Origin of the sequence: Pantoea septica, from assembly GCF_002095575.1 — a bacterium.
GTDB lineage: Bacteria > Pseudomonadota > Gammaproteobacteria > Enterobacterales > Enterobacteriaceae > Pantoea > Pantoea septica.
In genome coordinates this window covers 1-18,097 of the sequence record NZ_MLJJ01000054.1, presented here as the reverse complement: position 1 = coordinate 18,097, position 18,097 = coordinate 1, and the positions used below count along the sequence as shown (strand labels likewise).

Annotated in this window: 16 protein-coding genes and 1 tRNA gene; 11 read left to right on the top strand and 6 right to left on the bottom strand. The window is 50.3% G+C overall.

All coding sequences use genetic code 11. The annotated features are described in order from the left end of the window. Positions 1-4 precede the first annotated feature (4 nt). Together HA46_RS19570 and tssH are read right to left on the bottom strand one after the other, a co-directional pair. Entirely contained in the window at positions 5-550 is a 546-nt protein-coding gene (locus HA46_RS19570) for a fimbrial protein (protein WP_084886197.1), read from the bottom strand. Between the two features lie 86 nt (positions 551-636). Next, positions 637-3,333, bottom strand: coding sequence for a type VI secretion system ATPase TssH (gene tssH / locus HA46_RS19565; RefSeq protein ID WP_084886189.1), 2,697 nt, complete (start codon positions 3,331-3,333; stop codon positions 637-639). A 354-nt stretch (positions 3,334-3,687) separates the two neighbouring features. On the opposite strand from tssH, the gene tssF reads away from it, so the two are divergent. The 8 genes from tssF (at position 3,688) to HA46_RS19530 (ending at position 12,350) form a co-directional block, all read left to right on the top strand. Continuing rightward, positions 3,688-5,568: a type VI secretion system baseplate subunit TssF gene (gene tssF, locus HA46_RS19560; protein ID WP_084886187.1), complete on the top strand. Its 1,881-nt coding sequence runs from the start codon at positions 3,688-3,690 to the stop codon at positions 5,566-5,568. Further along, positions 5,565-6,566, top strand: coding sequence for a type VI secretion system baseplate subunit TssG (gene tssG / locus HA46_RS19555; RefSeq protein ID WP_084886184.1), 1,002 nt, complete (start codon positions 5,565-5,567; stop codon positions 6,564-6,566). The genes tssF and tssG overlap by 4 nt, the downstream gene beginning before the upstream one ends. A gap of 61 nt (positions 6,567-6,627) precedes the next feature. Further along, positions 6,628-7,689: a type VI secretion system protein TssA gene (locus HA46_RS19550; RefSeq protein ID WP_084886182.1), complete on the top strand. Its 1,062-nt coding sequence runs from the start codon at positions 6,628-6,630 to the stop codon at positions 7,687-7,689. Between the two features lie 3 nt (positions 7,690-7,692). Beyond that, a complete protein-coding gene (locus HA46_RS19545) occupies positions 7,693-8,697 on the top strand; it encodes a fimbrial protein (RefSeq protein ID WP_084886179.1) in 1,005 nt (334 codons plus the stop codon). A gap of 27 nt (positions 8,698-8,724) precedes the next feature. Then, positions 8,725-9,807, top strand: coding sequence for a UDP-N-acetylglucosamine-transferase (locus HA46_RS19540; RefSeq protein ID WP_244277548.1), 1,083 nt, complete (start codon positions 8,725-8,727; stop codon positions 9,805-9,807). Then, positions 9,801-10,070: a hypothetical protein gene (locus tag HA46_RS21390; RefSeq protein ID WP_244277547.1), complete on the top strand. Its 270-nt coding sequence runs from the start codon at positions 9,801-9,803 to the stop codon at positions 10,068-10,070. The genes HA46_RS19540 and HA46_RS21390 overlap by 7 nt, the downstream gene beginning before the upstream one ends. After that, a complete protein-coding gene (locus HA46_RS19535) occupies positions 10,067-11,836 on the top strand; it encodes an OmpA family protein (RefSeq protein WP_244277546.1) in 1,770 nt (589 codons plus the stop codon). Before HA46_RS21390 ends, HA46_RS19535 begins: the two co-directional genes overlap by 4 nt. A gap of 22 nt (positions 11,837-11,858) precedes the next feature. After that, positions 11,859-12,350, top strand: a complete 492-nt coding sequence (locus tag HA46_RS19530; protein ID WP_033788631.1) for a DcrB-related protein — start codon at positions 11,859-11,861, stop codon at positions 12,348-12,350. Positions 12,351-12,492: 142 nt separating this feature from the next. Here the strand turns inward: HA46_RS19530 and HA46_RS19525 are convergent. Next, a tRNA-Asp gene (locus HA46_RS19525) sits at positions 12,493-12,569 on the bottom strand. Between the two features lie 134 nt (positions 12,570-12,703). Beyond that, on the bottom strand, positions 12,704-13,435 hold the full coding sequence (gene dnaQ, locus HA46_RS19520) for a DNA polymerase III subunit epsilon (protein ID WP_033788630.1): 732 nt from the start codon (positions 13,433-13,435) through the stop codon (positions 12,704-12,706). A gap of 54 nt (positions 13,436-13,489) precedes the next feature. Here dnaQ and rnhA point away from each other — a divergent pair, with 54 nt between their 5' ends. Continuing rightward, positions 13,490-13,957, top strand: a complete 468-nt coding sequence (gene rnhA, locus HA46_RS19515) for a ribonuclease HI (protein WP_033752878.1) — start codon at positions 13,490-13,492, stop codon at positions 13,955-13,957. Here rnhA and HA46_RS19510 read toward each other — a convergent pair. Further along, complete coding sequence (locus tag HA46_RS19510) at positions 13,939-14,676, bottom strand: methyltransferase domain-containing protein (RefSeq protein ID WP_084886174.1); 738 nt, start codon at positions 14,674-14,676, stop codon at positions 13,939-13,941. The genes rnhA and HA46_RS19510 overlap by 19 nt on opposite strands. Before the next feature lie 42 nt (positions 14,677-14,718). On the opposite strand from HA46_RS19510, the gene gloB reads away from it, so the two are divergent. Further along, complete coding sequence (gene gloB, locus HA46_RS19505) at positions 14,719-15,474, top strand: hydroxyacylglutathione hydrolase (RefSeq protein ID WP_084886194.1); 756 nt, start codon at positions 14,719-14,721, stop codon at positions 15,472-15,474. A 71-nt stretch (positions 15,475-15,545) separates the two neighbouring features. Next, complete coding sequence (mltD, locus tag HA46_RS19500; RefSeq protein ID WP_084886172.1) at positions 15,546-16,925, top strand: murein transglycosylase D; 1,380 nt, start codon at positions 15,546-15,548, stop codon at positions 16,923-16,925. Positions 16,926-17,143: 218 nt separating this feature from the next. Here the strand turns inward: mltD and HA46_RS19495 are convergent, their stop codons facing one another. Next, positions 17,144-17,935, bottom strand: coding sequence for an endonuclease/exonuclease/phosphatase family protein (locus tag HA46_RS19495; protein ID WP_084886191.1), 792 nt, complete (start codon positions 17,933-17,935; stop codon positions 17,144-17,146). Between the last annotated feature and the right edge of the window lie 162 nt (positions 17,936-18,097).

Here is an 18,097-nt window from a genome sequence, read left to right as displayed (position 1 = left end):
CCGGTTACGGATAAGCCAGCGTATAGCGTACCTGGGCATATACCAGACCTGGGGAGGTCGCACCAGTTGCATAGTAACCGCCGTAATAACGCATGGTGGCTTTACCGTCTTGATTAACGTTAAACGCCTTACCCGTCTGGCCCACTTTCATCGGTTTTTCATCCGCATCGTACAGACGAACCTGTACGTTACCAGCGGCTTTAGATGCATCTGGGTATTGGTTGAGCAGGTTACCTGTCGCGCTATCTGTGCCGGTGCTGCCAATGCCTTCAAAATGCGCAGCAACCTGAGTGATAGTTGCCGGGCAGTTTTCTAAGTTCAGATCAAAACCTGTCGCTCCTGCAGTATCGTCTGCCGCTTTCAAAGTCTGGACAGATACTGTCGGAAGTGGAACCTTGCGATCAACGGAATCGCTAGCAATAGAACAGGTTTCAGCAATCAGCTCACCATTAAAGGTAACGGTGCCCTGTGTTACTGGATCAGCAGCCATTGAATAAGCGGACACAGCGGCCAGCATCGCCGCACACAATGAAATTTTAAAATTACGCATTAGAATACTCCCTATATTTTTGATAAGACATCCATTTACGATATCACTATCGCTTACATGTATGTTCAGTTCCATTGATACTTAGCTTAATCTGATATTTTTCCCTCCATACTTTCTGTTATTTCAATTTCATTATTATGAGAAATAACCACACGCATTACTTTCTCATTATCTACATGCAGATTTTTGCTGGCCATAGTCAATACTTTCTCGCCCACTTTAGGGAGAATGTTTTTTTCAATAAATCTAATTAACATCCTTGCGCCCGTTTCTGCCACTGGACACTGCTGCACGATATACTGGATTATTTCATCGCTAAAAGTCAAAGAAATATCGTGATTAGCTTTTGCACGCTTAGAAATTCGATCCAGATGGATATTCACAATACATTCTAATGAAGACGCAGCTAGCGGAAAATAAGGTATTATCGTTACACGCCCTAAAAATGCAGCTGGGAAAACTTTTAACAGCGCTGGCTGCAATAATGAAAGCAAACCCTCTTCATTTGGCATAGTTTCCGGATCGGCACAGGCACTGCTGATGATTTCACTACCTGTATTACTGGTAAGCAGAATAATGGTATTACGGAAATCAATTTGGCGGCCTTCACCATCTTCCATAATACCTTTATCAAATACCTGAAAAAAAAGTTCGTGCACATCCGGGTGAGCTTTTTCCACTTCATCCAGCAAAATAACGCTATAGGGTTTACGACGTACGGCCTCGGTTAACACTCCGCCTTCACCATAACCAACATAACCCGGCGGCGATCCTTTCAAAGAAGAGACAGTATGTGCTTCCTGATACTCGCTCATATTTATAGTGATCAGATTATGCTCACCGCCATAGAGTTGGCTTGCAATGGCCAGCGCTGTCTCCGTTTTACCTACGCCTGACGGCCCAACCAGCATAAAAACGCCAAAAGGTTTTTGTGGATCAGCCAGGCCAGCGCGAGCAGTCTGAATACTCTGGCTAAGGTTGTTCAGCGCATGGTGTTGCCCTATCACACGTTCAGACAGGCGCTGTGGCAGCTCCATTACGGCACTGACGTCATCTTTGAGCACTTGTCCCACCGGGATCCCTGTCCAGTTTGCGACAATCGATGCGACTACTGCTGCATTCACTTCTGCCTGCACCAGCGGCTGCTCACCACGAATTTCACTCAGTGCAGACTCCAGCTCATGGAGTTTGTTTTGCCAGAAATCTTCTCCTTCCCCTTGCGTCTCCGCTTTTTCCGCGGTGGCGTTTAGAAGCTGCTGGCGTGCGTCTACAATGCTGGCTACCAGTTCACACTCTTGCATCCAGCGCTGTTCAAGCAACCGGGCTCCTTCCGCATGTTCACTAATAGCCTCCTGTACAGGTGAAAGACGCTTGCCATCCTCTTTGCCGAAACCAATGGCTTTTTCCAAAAGTGTCAGCTCAGTCTGCGCGGACTGGCTGTTAAATTTAAGTAGCTGTAGCTCGGTCGGCGGTGCGTGCTGCGCTACGGCTACTCTGGCGCAGGCGGTATCCAGTAAACTTATTGCTTTATCAGGCAACTGACGTGCCGGGATATAACGATGCGAAAGCCGAACAGCAGCCCGGACCGCTTCATCCATGACCCAGACACCATGATGTTTTTCCAGCGCAGGCAAAAGACCTCGAATCATGGCAATAGCCAAATCTTCTGAGGGTTCCTCAACCTGTAATACCTGAAAACGTCGGGTTAAAGCGGGATCTTTTTCAATGTGTCGCTTGAATTCGCTCCAGGTGGTGGCCCCAATAGTACGCAACTGACCGCGCGCCAGCATAGGTTTCATCAGGTTCGCTGCATCTCCTGTTCCAGCGTTCCCTCCCGCGCCCACTAGCGTATGAACCTCATCAATAAACAGAATAACCGGCTCTGCCGCGTTAACCGCTTCTTCCAGCACGGCTTTAAGCCGTGCTTCAAATTCACCTTTCATGCTGGCGCCTGCCGAGAGCGCGACCACGTCAAGCGTCAGCAGGCGCACATTCTGCAGAGAAGGCGGAACCTCGCCCGCGGCGATGGCCAGCGCGAGACCTTCCACTACTGCCGTTTTACCGACACCTGCTTCGCCTGTTAGCAGCGGGTTGTTCTGACGGCGACGCAGCAGGATATCCACCATGGTGTTTATCTCTTTATCGCGTCCCAGAACCGGGTCGATTTTTCCTTCTCGGGCCAGCGCTGTAAGATCTGTGGAATACTGGGCCAGGCTACCCGCCTTGCCGGCAGAGCTTATGGCATTGCTGGCTTCTCCAGGTACTCCCGCTTCGCCCGATACCACCGAGCCGCTGGCTAAATCACTCTGTTCAGCAGATTCACGAATGATATAGCCGAGATCTTTGCTTAAATGTTCCAGCGAAATTTTTTCAAATACCGAAGAGATGCCAAAGAGCGCACGACGTAACTCCATCGTGTTCAGTAACGTCAGCAACAGGTGCCCGCTGCGAATCGTATGTTCATGGCATTCCAGGCTTGCTAATACCCATGAACGCTCAATCGCTAATTCTATATGATATGAAAAATCAGATATTGAGCTGGCACCCGCAGGCAGGCGGGTCAGAGCCTGAGTAAAGTCATGCTCAAGTCTTTCAACATCTACTTTGAAATGCTTAAAAATTTGCCTGATATCACTATCTGGATGCTGATAGATTTGGTTCAACCAGTGCACCAGCTCAACATAGGGGTTGCCACGCAGCTTGCACAGCGTCGTTGCACTTTCGACACTTTTAAACAAAAGCGTGTTTAATTTACCAAAAAGGTTCTTTCTACTTACAGCCACAATTATACTTTCCCTGAAAAGGAGCTTCTATGTTGTGCTCCATGATACCCACTCTGCCCGCCGGGCTTTCTCTTCCTGCTCCATTTGAAAGCCGGGCATTTATTTTTAAGCATACTAATTGCTTGCCTGAAGAATAAAAACAGTTTGTTTTTTTAACTCGTCCTTTTAAGAAAAACGCCCGATATACATTCCTAAATTAGGGTTTGACATCAATATAAGGGTTCGTAAATTCCGTATTTACTTTTACAATCCATCACTTTCAAAAAAAATAGTAAACCTGGCGAGGCTCCGCGATAAGGCACTAACGGGCACTGTCCCGGCTGTCCGGCTTACCCGCAAGGAATAAGGGTCAAAATGGAACAAAAATTTCTGGATTATTACAATCGTGAATTAATTTTTATCAGGGAAATGGCACAAGAATTTGCAAAGCGCCATCCTAAGATAGCCGGACGCCTCGGCATGAACGGCATTGAAGTCGCGGATCCCTATGTTGAGCGACTGATCGAGTCTTTTAGCTTTCTGGCTGCTCGTACGCAGATAAAGTTAGATGCTGAGTTTCCGAAATTCACACAGCGTTTGCTTGATATTGTTTATCCAAATTATAACGCGCCAACCCCATCAATGGGCGTTGTGCAGCTGAAGCCTAACCTTAGCGAGGGAGATCTCACGCATGGTTACTGCATTCCTAAACAGAGCGCTTTTTACAGCCAGATATTGCCGGGAGAAATGACACGCTGTGAATTCAGGAATAATCAGGAAGTTACACTCTGGCCACTGGAGATTACAGGCGTCAGCCTGACCTCGGTACCCCCTGATATTCCTGACCTGGAGCAATATCGCATTAAGCGCCATCAGCTAAAGGGCGCGTTACGTATTAAGCTGAAATTACAGGGAGATTTGCTTTTTTCCGATCTGGTTGGGCTTGATAAGCTACCATTCTATATTCAGGGCGAAGAACGTATCGTTTCCCATGCTTTCGAATTGCTTCACGGTAGCCATATTGCTACGGTCGTGCGCTACGGCGGGCAGAAAGAGCAGAAACACCATGTTATCAGCCAGCAACCGTTAATTTTCGAAGGCTTAGCGCCCGATCAGAGCCTGCTGCCGTTACAGTGGAATATGTTTCACGGTCATACACTGATACAGGAATATATCGCCTGCCGCGAACGTTTCTATTTCTTTACCCTGACCCAGCTGGCAGCCGGGCTAAAATATAATGATACTCAAGAAGTTGAGCTGATCATTCTACTGTCCAGTTTGCCGCAAGATCTAGTCCCGCATCTCAATGCATCACGATTCTTACTGTTCTGTACACCAGTGATTAATCTTTTTCCCAAGCGGGTTGATCGTATTGAGGTTAACCGGGCATTGAACAACTTCCATATCGTTCCCGATCGTAGTCGTCCGCTTGACTATGAAGTGTTCTCTGTTAACAAGGTGCTGGGCCTGCAGGCGGAAACGAGCGAAGAATTAACCTTCAATCCACTCTATCAGACCCGCCACAGAGATACGGGCAACTTTGGCCGCTATTTTTCTGTTCAGCGAGAAATGCGCACCCGAGAAACAGCTACCCGTAAATATGATACGCGAACGCTTTATAGCGGCACTGAGATTTTTATTTCGCTAGTTGATCAGCAAGAGGCTCCTTACGGGGAACACATCCGCTATCTGCTGGTGGATGCGATGGTGACTAATCGTGATTTACCTCGTCTGTTAACCAATACTGGCAGCTTCGATTTAACGATGTCTGATTCCGTTCCCATTCATGGCGCGCGTTTCGTTAGCTCTCCAAGCGCGCCACGTGCACCTTTTAATGCAGGCGAGTCTGCCTGGCGACTGATTCGCCAACTGGGCTTCAATTACCTGCCGCTTTCAGACATGGCGCATGCGCAAGGGGGCGAATCGCTGCGAAATATGCTGCGTCTTTTTACTACGCCAGCCGATCTCGATTCCGTTGCACAAATCAACAGTCTGGTCGGCTGTGAGACAAAGCCCGTTATTCGTCGCTTATCTGATGACGGCCTGCTTGTCTACGGGCGCGGCATAAGCTGTAGTTTAACCGTGGATGAAGAAGGTTTTTCCGGTATCAGTCCATATCTGTTCGGGCTGGTGATGGAAAATTATTTGGCTCGTCACGCGGCAATTAATATTTTCACTGAAACTGAACTGCACTCTATGCAGCGAGGGCTCATTACGCGCTGGAAAGCGCGTCCGGGCCGGCGGGGGGCATTATGACGCTACCTGAAGGTCTGGAGGCCTGGTTTAATACAGATGCTCCCTGGGAGGCGGGTTTTATCAGTACGATGCGTGCAATTGCTGCCCGTACACCCGAGCTGCCTCCTCCAGGTAAAGCTACGTTACCCAGTCAGGAGCGCTTTCGCCTTGGTCAGATGGCAAGTATGCATTTCTCGCCACGTGAGATCGCTGCTATTTCTCAGCAAGATGACCAGATCAAACTCCAGCTGTTTGGATTAGGCGTTTGGGGGGCGCAGGGTCCTATGCCTCTGCATCTTTCTGAACTCGCTTATTCACGCTATGAGCAGCATGATCGTGCACTGATCGACTTTGTAGATATCTTTCATCACCGGGCGCTTAGCCTGTTTTACCGCGCCTGGTTTGTATCGCAGGACACGGCTTCACTGGATCGTAAAGATGATGAGCGCTTCTCGTTTTATATAGGGAGCCTTGTTGGGCTTGATCCTGCTAGCCTGGCGCAAGAACCGCTTCCTGTTCATACCCGTCTGGCATCCTCAGCGCATTTGATACGTGAAGCCCGCAACCCTGACGGACTGCTGGGCACGATGCAGCACTATTTTGAAATACCAGTGCAATTAGACGAGTTTGAACCGCAATGGATTTCACTTGACGTAAGCGATCAAACTGCGCTCGGTGACGACAACTACGCCACGCTGTTAGGCGATGGAGCCATTCTGGGCAACGCTGTGCTTGATCGACAGCATAAATTCAAATTGACCATGGGGCCGCTGACACTTGCGCAATACATGCAGTTCAGTCCGTGGGGAAAAGATACGCCTGTCCTGCGCGAACTGGTCCGCAGTTTTATTGGATTTGAGTACGCGTGGGATGTAGAGCTGATCTTGTCTGCCGATCAAGTGCCGCGGGCTACGCTGGATGGCAGCCACCAGCTTGGCTACGCCAGCTGGCTGGAACGGGAGCCATGTGACGACCCTGTTCGTGGCATGACGTTTGAGCCAGAAATGTACCACCGTTAACCACCGCGCTTTTATAAAAAAAGTGCGTTCCGACTCTTTTGATTAAACCAGCATAAGCAATATGAATCCTACTAACCAACTGAACTGTTCTGAATATTATCAACATCTAATGCATCCTGTTTCTGACGATGCACCCTGTGGCGAAAGTCTGGATTACGATCCGGCTTTTATTATGCTTCAGTCCCGGCTTCAGCCTAAACTGGGCGCTGAGTATGGTAGCTTTGTTGAAGCAGCTGAACCCGTTAACTGGGCTGAAATTGAACGTGACAGCCTGGAGCTACTGCAAAAAAGCCGCGATGCCAGATTAATTATTATTTTGATGCGCTGTCGGCTGCGCAAAATCGGCCTTGCTGCCATAGCGGAAGGCCTTGAGGCGCTTAATGCGCTGCTGCATACCTGGCCTGATGATTTCCATCCACAGCTGCTGGACGAAGGTGAATTTACACCGATACTTCGTGCAAATGCCTTTACTGAATTAGAAGATACTACCGGTCTGCTGGCAGATTTACGTAATCAGCCATTGCCTAAGGCAGCAGGACTACAAATTAGCGTGAAGGAGTTTGAAAAAGCACACCAGGTTCCTCGCGAAGAAGACGCACTGTCCGATGTCGCTGTCGCCTCGTTACTTAATGACTGGCAAATTAACGCCCACGAGGCAATAAGCTCGCTTAAGCAGGCTCATGGTTTTATTCAGGAAATTAAGAATAAACTTACGGCCACTCTGGATTATGAAGCACCAGGACTCAACGTACTGGAAAATATCCTCTCGCTGTTTTCCTGCGGGTTTGACGACAATGCGACGTCCCTTTCCCAATCTGATAGCGAAGGGCCTTCAGAATACTCTGAACCTCTTTACGCACCAGCGGTAGTCCCTGCATCGCAGGACATCGTCAGCTATTCCACTGCCCCTGGAGTATCCAGCGCGCGCAAACGGATTGCCTGTCGCGATGATGCATTGCGCAGCCTGCAGGAAGTGCGCAACTGGTTTGCCGTAACCGAACCCAGCAGTCCACTCATTCCAGTGCTTAAGTACGCTGAAGAAAGCATCGGCAAAAACTTTAGCGACCTGCTGAAGATGTATCCACCAGAAATAGTCGCTCTACTTAATGACAACAAGGAATAGACGATGATAAGGATATATGTTTTTTTACTCGGTACGCTGCTGACGGCACCCAGCATCGCGGAGGATTTTCCGTCGTGTCGTATGGCTGAAGGGCAAGCAACAACCCTTTCTATTCCGTCGCAGCTTATTAGGGTGTCGGCAGATTTACTGCCTGGTATTGAAACGCCGATTGCTCAGTTCGACAGTAACACGGTTGGCCAGCGGATCGTTTATCTGGATTGCCCGGTAGGCACTGAATATGGCAAAGAGGCAAATGGTCTGGCAGGGCCGGCTCCTGATACCAAAATTTATCAGACAAATATTCCCGGTATCGGTATCAAAATATTATGGAATATAGGAGGAAGATTTGGTGCCTTTCCTTCGGTAAGTAAGATGGCACCACCGCCAGATGAAAAAGATAAAAATGTGGTCGACTTTGTTTACCCTGCCGGCGTTTACTATCGAATACAGCTATTCAAAATGCGGGAATTACGGCTTGGTTCGCCTGCGGGCGATACAGTGCTTCCATCAGGGAACATTGCTTACAATTATGTGATCAGTAATAACCCAGCCTCTGCTGCCCTTAGCTTGAATATTGGCGAACTCAAAATCGTCAGCACGCCAGCATGTACTACAGATGGTGCCAAAACAGTCGATTTTAATACTGTCACACCAGCACTATTGCGTGCCGGGATAACCCGCGACCTGGATTTCGCTATTAGCTGTAAGAGCGATTATGGTAACTATTCTGTTAAAGCCTCAATGACCACTACAACTCCCTCCCCTGACGCTGGCTTTATCCTTGTTAAAGATGCTTCAGGCAACAAAGATCGATTAAAAATTCGCATTACTAACAGTTCTGGTGAGGTAATGAAAGTTAACGGTACTACCTCAGAATTAAAAAATGGCGTTGCCAGCATGGGGGAAACGAAATTTAACTGGAAAGCAATGCTCATTGCAGGAAATGAGTCGACTCCAGAAGGAGGCTCCTTTACCGCGAAGGCCGAAATTATTTTCGATATTCAGTAATTACCATTATTAATGGACAAAATAAGAATGGACACCTCCACAACTATTTTTGTCAGCATCGCTAGCTACCGCGATCCTGAACTGCTGCCGACGCTCAAGGATATGCTCCATCAGGCCGCCAACCCTGAAAATATGCATATCGCAGTTTGCTGGCAAGACGATCAACCTCTGGACATTTTTAACCGGGCAGGTTTTATCCCTGAAGGTCAGCGTACCGTGCAAGAACTCAATGTCGCAGCCTTCCGCTACCGGCAAGCTCGTATTGATATTATCACTGTTCACTATTTTTCTAGTCAGGGAGCCTGTTGGGCGCGCAATCGGGCGGAAAGTTTGTATGAGGGCGAGCATTACTTTTTACAGATTGACTCCCATTGTCGTTTTATCCTCAACTGGGATCGTGAAATGATACTGATGCTTAAGCAACTCAGTAAACTTTCGCCACTTCCCATTATCTCTTCCTATCCACCTGCTTACACGCCGGGAGAAGATGAAGAGAGCAGCAAAAAAACCTACGTCAGCCGCCCAACCTTTCGGGAATATAATGAGCAAGGTATCCCCATGCTTGGATCAGTGAGTTTTGCTGCCTCGCAGCCCGTACGTGGCAGCTATCTGGCGGCAGGGTTTATCTTCACGCTCGGAGAATTTGTCAGAACAGTGCCTAACGATCCGCAAATATTTTTTGCTGGCGAAGAAATTGCGATGGCCGTTCGGGCATTTACCTATGGCTATGACGTTTATCATCCCCACAAGCCCCTGCTCTGGCATTTTTACCAGCGTGATGAGCACAATAAAATCTGGGGTGACCACAACGATCAGGCGAAAAGTCAGGGCGAGATTGAAAAAGCCTGGTGGGAAAGAGATCGTATTTCAAAAAAGCGTGTCAGGACACTGTTGGGCCTGGAAAATGACCCACTTATTGATCTTGGGCCTTATACAACAGGTAATCAGCGCACCTTAAAGCAGTTTGAATTTCAAACGGGGCTTTGGCTGAGAAACGGTACTGCTCTACCTGAAGTTATTGAAAATGAGAAAATCAGTTATTTTGCCGTCCCCCCGACGATGAAAATGCATGGCGTGAGTGTCATCGCGCCTTTTACAGAAAAATGCTAACGCTTAATGCTTCCGATTATGTCGGCGACGAAGCAGAAATGGATGTTCTGTACATTAACGTTTATAGCAAGCAAAACGAACTGCTTTATAAACGTATGCTTGACCTTGTCGAACTCAGCGCCCTTCATGCCGCTTCAGGGAGCAATAAGCTCGCGCTTGAACTGCAATTCAAAACACCTGGTCAGGTTAAACCTTCTGTTATAAGGCTTGGAAAGTGGTCCAATAATTCTGGCTGGGGCACGGTTACGGAGGAAGCCTGGTGAACAGTGAAGACTATTTTTGCCGGCTAATCGGCATTGATACGCTGCTCTCCTTTGACGGCATAGTTTCATCAGCGGCAGATTTTCAGCTTAAACTCGTGATGCTCATTGAGCAATTCCACAAAACAATGCTGGCCGAAAATGAGTCCCAAGAAGAGAGTGAAGCACTCTGCCATGCGCTCTGCTGCTACCTTGATAAGCGGCTCACCGCAGCGGACAAGCAAAACCGCCTGAACTGGCATCGCTATTCCCTGGTCCGCTCTTTCTATGGCCATGAAGAAAATGAACCGTTCGTAACACCTGGCATTCTGCTTAAGACGCTGCTCAATAGCGAAAGCGATACCGTTTTTCGCTATACGTGGAAGATATTAATGCTGCTGATACAGGCGGAAGGACAAACGGAAGAGCTAGTTATGTTGCGTTCAGTTTATCGCGCCCGCTATTGTTCCCGTCCCCGCTCCGCCACGGCTGAAGAAACACCTTTACCCTGGGTATCTCAGCCGGGTACGTCAGGATTGCCACGGCTAATGGTATTCGTGGTCGGTCCCTTTGCGGGCAAATGGTTTAAGCAGTATGACCTCTGTTCAACCACAGATAGCGAGATTATCTGGGTCGTAACGGAACATGCTAATACCCTTTCTAAGCGGCTGGAGCATTTAAAAAGAAGCCAGGATACGGTAGCAGTTCTGGCATTTTTCCCTCTGCTGGTAGATGGCTTTGATAATAACGCGCTGATGATTGAGCAGCTTACTTCATGGCAAAATGCTTTTTCGTCGATTTCCTTGGCGGAACCTTTGCCCTGTCTGCTGGCATTCTATACACGCCTGAGCCAACAGCGTTATTCTCACGACCCGGACAGAGCTATCTGGACCGGGAAACCTACGCTCGCTTTTCATAAGACGTTAGAGACTCGGCTAATCGAACTGGTTGACGAGCTGGATGCCCGCGATGATGGGAGTGATATTTATGCTATTCAGCGCCATGCTCTCGGCTGCACGCTTTTGGGCTGGCTTACGGATCAGCGTATCCTGAACGTTTTACAGTCTGTTTTTGATACGACGCAACTTAAGCTGGCTGGCGTATCTCTTGCTGACTATGGCACAGGTTTTATCCGTCATGGGGCCTGGTCTTTGTGGCTTAATGAGAAATACTGTATTTTGCCAGGGCTATCCTCTTCCCTCTTACTACCGCCGCTGCCTGCATTCTCGCTGCCGCCGCTTTTGCTACCTGAGCCTACGCCAGCCAGGGTTAGCCCGCCTTTGCCTGCTCGCCGACGCTGGCCCAAAATCGTTGCGCTGCTCCTGTTGCTCGCCAGTCTGGGTCTGGCAGCCGGAGTTTATTGCTACCGCGCCCATCTGGAACAACTTAAGTTTGCTAAAGAATGGGCCAGTGAAGACATTACCTCTTTTTTCACCCTGTCCGATACGTCACCGCTATTTGAAAACGGCAGCAGTAATTTGATGCCGGATAGCGAAAAAACGTTACAGACGCTCATGCCAAAACTGATGCGTACTCCTCAGCAGAAGTATTTGATTATCGGGCATTCGGACAATACCGGTTCCGCCATCGTCAATAAGGCACTATCGACCGAACGAGCCAGGGTAATCCGTGACTGGCTGGTAGAGCATACTGGCCTGCCCGCCAGTAATTTTATGGTTGAAGGCGCAGGCGACTCACGGCCGGTTGCCAGCAATGATACCAGAGAAGGCCGCGCGCAAAATCGCCGCGTTGAAATCATTCCAATGAGATCGGAACTGAACAAGCAGTAACAAGCAAACAAGAGAGTCATTTATGGGAAATAAATTTGAAGTTTATAGCTTATACGAAGGGAAATTTTTAACACTGAATCCGTTGAACGATAGTTCTGTAAATGTTCTACGTTATCAGGATGAAAATGAACGTCGTTACGATATCCTGATAAACCGTGCGGCGATGGCTCCGGATCAAACAGTAGAAGAATTTTGTGATGAGCAGTGCGAAAGGATGAAACGTTTTGTTCCTGGCTTTGAAGTGGAGGGGAAAAACCTGAAGCACGAAATTGGCCCGGCAAAACTACCGGTGCTACAAACTGCATGCAAGTTTCAGGAAGAGGGAAACTGGGTGCGCCAGGTTTCGTCGCTAGTCACGCTGCCGAGGCATCCTACTATCAATCCAGATGCACGTAACCTGCTAATCTTTACGCTGGCCGCCAGCCCAGATTTTACTGAGTCACAGCGTAAGCACTATGTTCGCATTATCAACAGCTTTTCGCCGGTAGAATCGCCCCTTACCAAAGAAAATTAAGACGTCAGGTGACAAACCCGCTGCTCGTATGGGAGCGGGTTTATTCCACTGTAGCGTCTCACCTACAAATCACTTTTCCAGCACAGGCTAAAACAAAAAAGCAAAAGGCCGATTCATTGCTGAATCGGCCTTTCTAAAGAGTTGGCGGTGCGGACGGGACTCGAACCCGCGACCCCCGGCGTGACAGGCCGGTATTCTAACCGACTGAACTACCGCACCGCGCTGTGTTCCCCGTCGGGAACGAGGCGCATATTAATGGCCGCTCAGGATCCCGTCAACGCTTTTTATCGCCGCGCCGTGCGTTTGCTGATTTTTTACGCTTAACGCTGATTTAACCAGCGAAAGCCCATCTGTTACCCTCGCCACAGGCAGCTTCCGCCTTTTTTCATTACCAGATCGAGGCGCGACTCATGCGCCATTACCTCTTCGTCCGACGCCGCCACGACGCGCAGCGCCGAGACGGGCCGAACGATGCGCTGGATGGTTTCGCCCTCGTTCTGCTGCTCGCCATCCCCTTCCTGCGAAAACGCCAGTGACGTCTGGCCGCCGGTCATCGCCAGGAAGACTTCCGCCAGGATTTCGGAGTCGAGCAGCGCGCCGTGCAGCGTACGCTTGCTGTTGTCGATCTCATAGCGCGAGCAGAGCGCATCCAGACTGTTGCGCTTGCCCGGGAACATCTTACGCGCCATCGCCAGGCTGTCGGTGATGCGACAGAAGGTTTCGGTTTTCGCAATGCCGCGGTTCAGCATGGAAAATTCATAGTCCATAAAGCCGATATCGAACGAGGCGTTATGGATCACCAGCTCGGCGCCGCGAATGTAGTCGAGGAATTCGTCTGCAATCTCGGCGAAGGTCGGCTTATCGGCGAGAAACTCATCCGCAATGCCGTGCACGCCGAACGCTTCCGGATCCACCAGCCGATCGGGGCGCAGATAGATATGGAAGTTGTTGCCGGTCAGGCGACGGTTCACCACTTCTACCGCGCCAATTTCAATGATGCGGTGACCTTCGTAATGCACACCGATCATGTTCATGCCGGTGGTTTCAGTATCGAGTACGATCTGGCGGTTATTTGCAGTGCTCATAGGATTCGTTTTATGTCAGACTTGGCGTTTTTCTCAGAAGGGAGTCTACCAGAGATGCGCAAGCAGGTAGAAATATTCACCGACGGATCCTGCCTCGGCAATCCCGGTCCCGGCGGCTACGGCGCGATTTTACGCTACGGTCAGCACGAAAAGCTGTTCAGCGCCGGTTATCGCCTCACTACCAATAACCGCATGGAGCTGATGGCGGCGATTGTGGCGCTGGAGGCGCTGAAAGAGCCTTGCCACGTAGTGCTGAGCACCGACAGTCAGTATGTGCGTCAGGGCATTACCAGCTGGATTCATAACTGGAAAAAGCGCGGCTGGAAAACAGCGGATAAGAAGCCGGTAAAAAACGTCGATCTCTGGAAGCGCCTCGACAGCGCGCTAGCCGGGCATGAGATCCAGTGGGAATGGGTCAAAGGTCATGCTGGCCATCCGGAAAACGAACGCTGCGACGAGCTGGCGCGCAGCGCGGCGTCGCATCCGCAGTCAGAGGATATCGGCTACAAGGTCGAGTCCTGATCTTTCGCCGCGCGGAACTGCCGCGTGGCGTTCACCGCCGGACGCAGCTGCGCCTTGCCTGGCGCCTTTTTCGCCCTGGTCGGGGTTAGCGGGAATGTGCGTTTACGCGCTACGACAATATTCAGACAGCCCAACGCAGGCAGATGCGCGCTGATCACTTTGCCGCCCTGCCGGTGCCAGGGCACCACCTGAAAACGGGTGCGGAACACCACCTCGTAATTAAGCAGGCTCAGCCAGTCAAGCAGGCGCATCTGGCTAAACATCCGTCCGCTCCAGGGCGCTTTGCGCTGAATGCCGGGCAGCACTTTGCTGATGCCCAGCAGCGAAAAGGGATTGAAGCCGCTGATGATCATCCAGCCGTCGTCGATCAGCACGCGATCCACTTCGCGCAGCACCCGGTGCGGGTCCTGGCTCCAGGCCAGCGTGTGCGCCAGCAAGCAGGCGTCGATAGATTTGGACTCAAACGGCAGCTGCGTCGGCTGTGCCAGCACCTGCAGCAGTTCGCCTTCGCTGCCGACATTGACCTGATGTGAAATAGCGCAGTGTTCAGTGTTGATTTCTGCACTAAGGTTGCCAAGCTTAAGCATATGAAAGCCATATAGCTTTCCCAGGTAGGGCTGTAGTTGCTGAGTCAGCGCGTCGCGGAAATAGTCTCCCCATGGCATATCGCGCCATGAGTGCGGCGCGGTCAGAATCTGGCGTGTTTTAGCGCGCTTCATGCTTTACCATCTTCCTTTTCCAACGGCATGCGAGAGGTGATTATGAATCTTACCAGTATTCCTGCGCTACAGGATAACTACATCTGGACGCTGAACGACGAAGCCGGCAACTGCCTGATTGTCGACCCCGGCGAAGCGCAACCTGTGCTGGAGAAAGTCTACGCGAACGGCTGGAAACCGGCGGGGATTTTGCTAACTCACCATCATCACGATCACGTCGGCGGCGTACAGGCTTTGCTGGAAAAATTTCCCGGCATCGAGGTTTTCGGTCCACAGGAAACCGAAGATAAAGGGGCGACCAGGGTTGTAAGCGAAGGCGATACGGTGTCGCTGCTGGGTATGGACTTCAGCGTAATCCATACGCCTGGTCATACTTTAGGACATATCTCATATTACAGTGCGCCTTATCTTTTTTGTGGCGATACAATGTTTTCGGGCGGCTGCGGGCGTCTTTTTGAAGGCACTGCAGAGCAAATGTACGAATCTTTTCAAAAACTTGATCAATTTCCCGGCGACACGCTGGTTTGCTGCGCGCATGAGTACACTTTATCCAATTTGAAGTTTGCTGCGGCTATTCTGCCTCATGACCCGCAAATTATGGCCGAGTATCAGAAAATTAAGGACTTACGCGCTAAAAACGGCATTACTTTGCCCACAAAATTGGCGCACGAACGGCAAATAAATTTATTTTTGCGAACGCAAGATCCTGATTTACAAAGAGCATTGAACATAAATTTAACACCTGACCACATATGGGACACATTCGCCCTTTTACGTGAGAAGAAGGACAAGTTTTGATATTTCGGGTTGTGTTGTGACAAGGGGTCACGTATAGTTGCTCGTCTTTTAAGCGAACTATTGACACACACATGAAGGCTAAAGCGATATTACTCGCCTCGGTCTTGCTGGTGGGATGTCAGGCATCACGGAATGACGCCAATATCCCCGAACAGCATGCACAGAGTCTGTCTTCAGCTGGTCAAGGTGAAAATGGAAAGTACGGTGATCGAATGTTGTCGCCGCGATGGCAGGAAGACGGAACTGGCCTCGCAGAAGATACCGATCTCTGGAGTTTCATTAGTGACGAGTTGAAGATGGGGATTCCGGAAAACAGCCGGATCCGCGAACAAAAACAAAAGTACTTAAAAAATAAGAGCTATCTCCACGATGTAACATTACGGGCAGAGCCGTACATGTACTGGATAGTCGAGCAGATACATAAACGTAAGATGCCGATGGAACTGGTACTGCTACCCATAGTGGAGAGCGCTTTTGACCCTCATGCAACCTCATCAGCCAATGCCGCCGGCATCTGGCAGATTGTTGCGACAACGGGCAAAAACTATGGTTTGAAACAAAACCAGTGGTACGACGGGCGCCGCGATGTGGTGGCCTCGACCAAAGTTGCGCTGGATATGATGCAGCGTCTGAACAAGATGTTTGACGGCGACTGGTTGCTGACAGTTGCTGCCTATAACAGCGGTGAAGGACGGGTATTAAAGGCGATTAAACAGAACAAGGCGCGCGGAAAGCCCACCGACTTCTGGAATCTGTCGCTGCCGCGCGAGACTACGGTCTACGTACCAAAAATGTTGGCCTTGAGCGAGCTGCTGAAGAACAACAAGCGTTACGGTATTAAACTGCCGACGCCTGACGAAAGCCGCGCACTGGCGCGCGTTGAAGTCGGCCAGCAGATGCAGTTGACGCAGGCTGCCGAAATGGCGGGTATGTCGCTCAGCAAGCTTAAGAGCTTCAATACCGGCTATAAGAAAGGGGCTACCGCGCCTAACGGACCGCAGTACATTTTAGTGCCTAAGTCCCATGTGGCGAAGCTGCGTAACTCGCTGGCTTCCGGCGACATCGCCGCGGTACAGCCGACGCAGCTGGCGAAAAACAGCGCGTCCGGCAGCAGCTATAAAGTGCGTCGCGGCGATACGCTTTCCGGCATCGCCAGCAAACTGGGCGTCAGCGTCGCGTCGCTGAGGCAGCAGAATAATTTGCGGAGCGCCAGCGTTCGTATCGGTCAGACGCTGACCGTCGGCGATAGCGGCACGAGCCTGGCCGATAATAGCAACAGCATCACCTATCGCGTGCGTAAAGGTGATTCTCTTGCCAGTATTGCAAGGCGCCACGGCGTCGATATCAAAGATGTGATGCGCTGGAATACGGTCCTGAGCAGCACGAAAGATATCCAGCCTGGCGACAGGCTAACGCTCTACGTAAATAATAACGCATCGCCTGATACCTGATGCGTTGAAAAGGCCAACAATTGTTGGCCTTTTTTCATTTCTGCCCGTTTTTCTCTCCCCTTTTCAATCTCTTAATAGTCGAAATAAAACATGCCTTTCCCCCATATGCGGACAGAGACGTTATGCGCGACAAAAATGAAAGCTGAGGATGGCATTCAGGCGAGCAATCTGCCTTCTCGCATTATCAGGATGCAGAAGGCGACTGGCGCATGCTGGCGTTAACGTGCGGCGTTAAACTCGACCAGTAAGGGGTTATGGTCGGAAGCGCGCGTAACCAGCACAGAGGCCCTGCTGACGTTCATATCGCGATAGAAGACGAAGTCCAGAGGGCGGCCAAACGCTTTACGTCGATGATCGTCCGTAAACTTCACCTCTTTTAACGCCATTTCGCGCGCGAACCGATAAAGCGCGTGGATGCGTTGACGGCTCCATGCATTGAAATCGCCCGCCATGATAACCGGGCCTTTATGATGCAGGATCTGCTCGCCTATCGGCCCCAGCTGTTTGCTGTACACATCAATGCCGAGGCTGAAATTAACCGCGTGAATATTCACGACCATCAGCATTTCGCCGGTCGGTAGCGGATAGGCGGTGACCAGCGCAGATTTAGCCAGCCGCAGCAGCGGCTCTCGCTCACGCAGCGGGCAGCAGTAGACGGGATGTGCAGAAGCGAGCGTCATCACGCCAGAAGGATGCTGAGGCAGCACAAAGGCGGGAACCTGATCGGCGGCCAGGTAGTTGCTGGTCGCAAACTTTACCAGTTCAGGGGTGGTTTGCGCCTCCTGCAACAGTACCAGATGCGCGTCTTTGCCAAATCCCAGCAGTACGGACATCCAGTCAGCGCGCTGCTGTTTGAAAATATTCCACACCAGTACTTTGAGGTGGGCATCAGGCGACAGCGGCGCTCCTGGCGGAAGCGCCTGGCCAAGATGAAGCATGGCGCCCGGCGGAAAGATTTGTTCGACCGGCTGACCTGCGACATAGCGCATTGCATAAGTTTTTTTTCGCACGTTTTCGCCCAATTTCTTCCGTACCCGTTGCACCTGTCAGTTATAGGGATTTTAGTCGGGGGTTTCAATCGGTGTTGGGAATTGTAGGAATCATCGCGTGCGAATGCGGTTTTTTAATACAAAAGAAAAAGCCCTGACTTTGCAGTCAGGGCTTATCTGTTA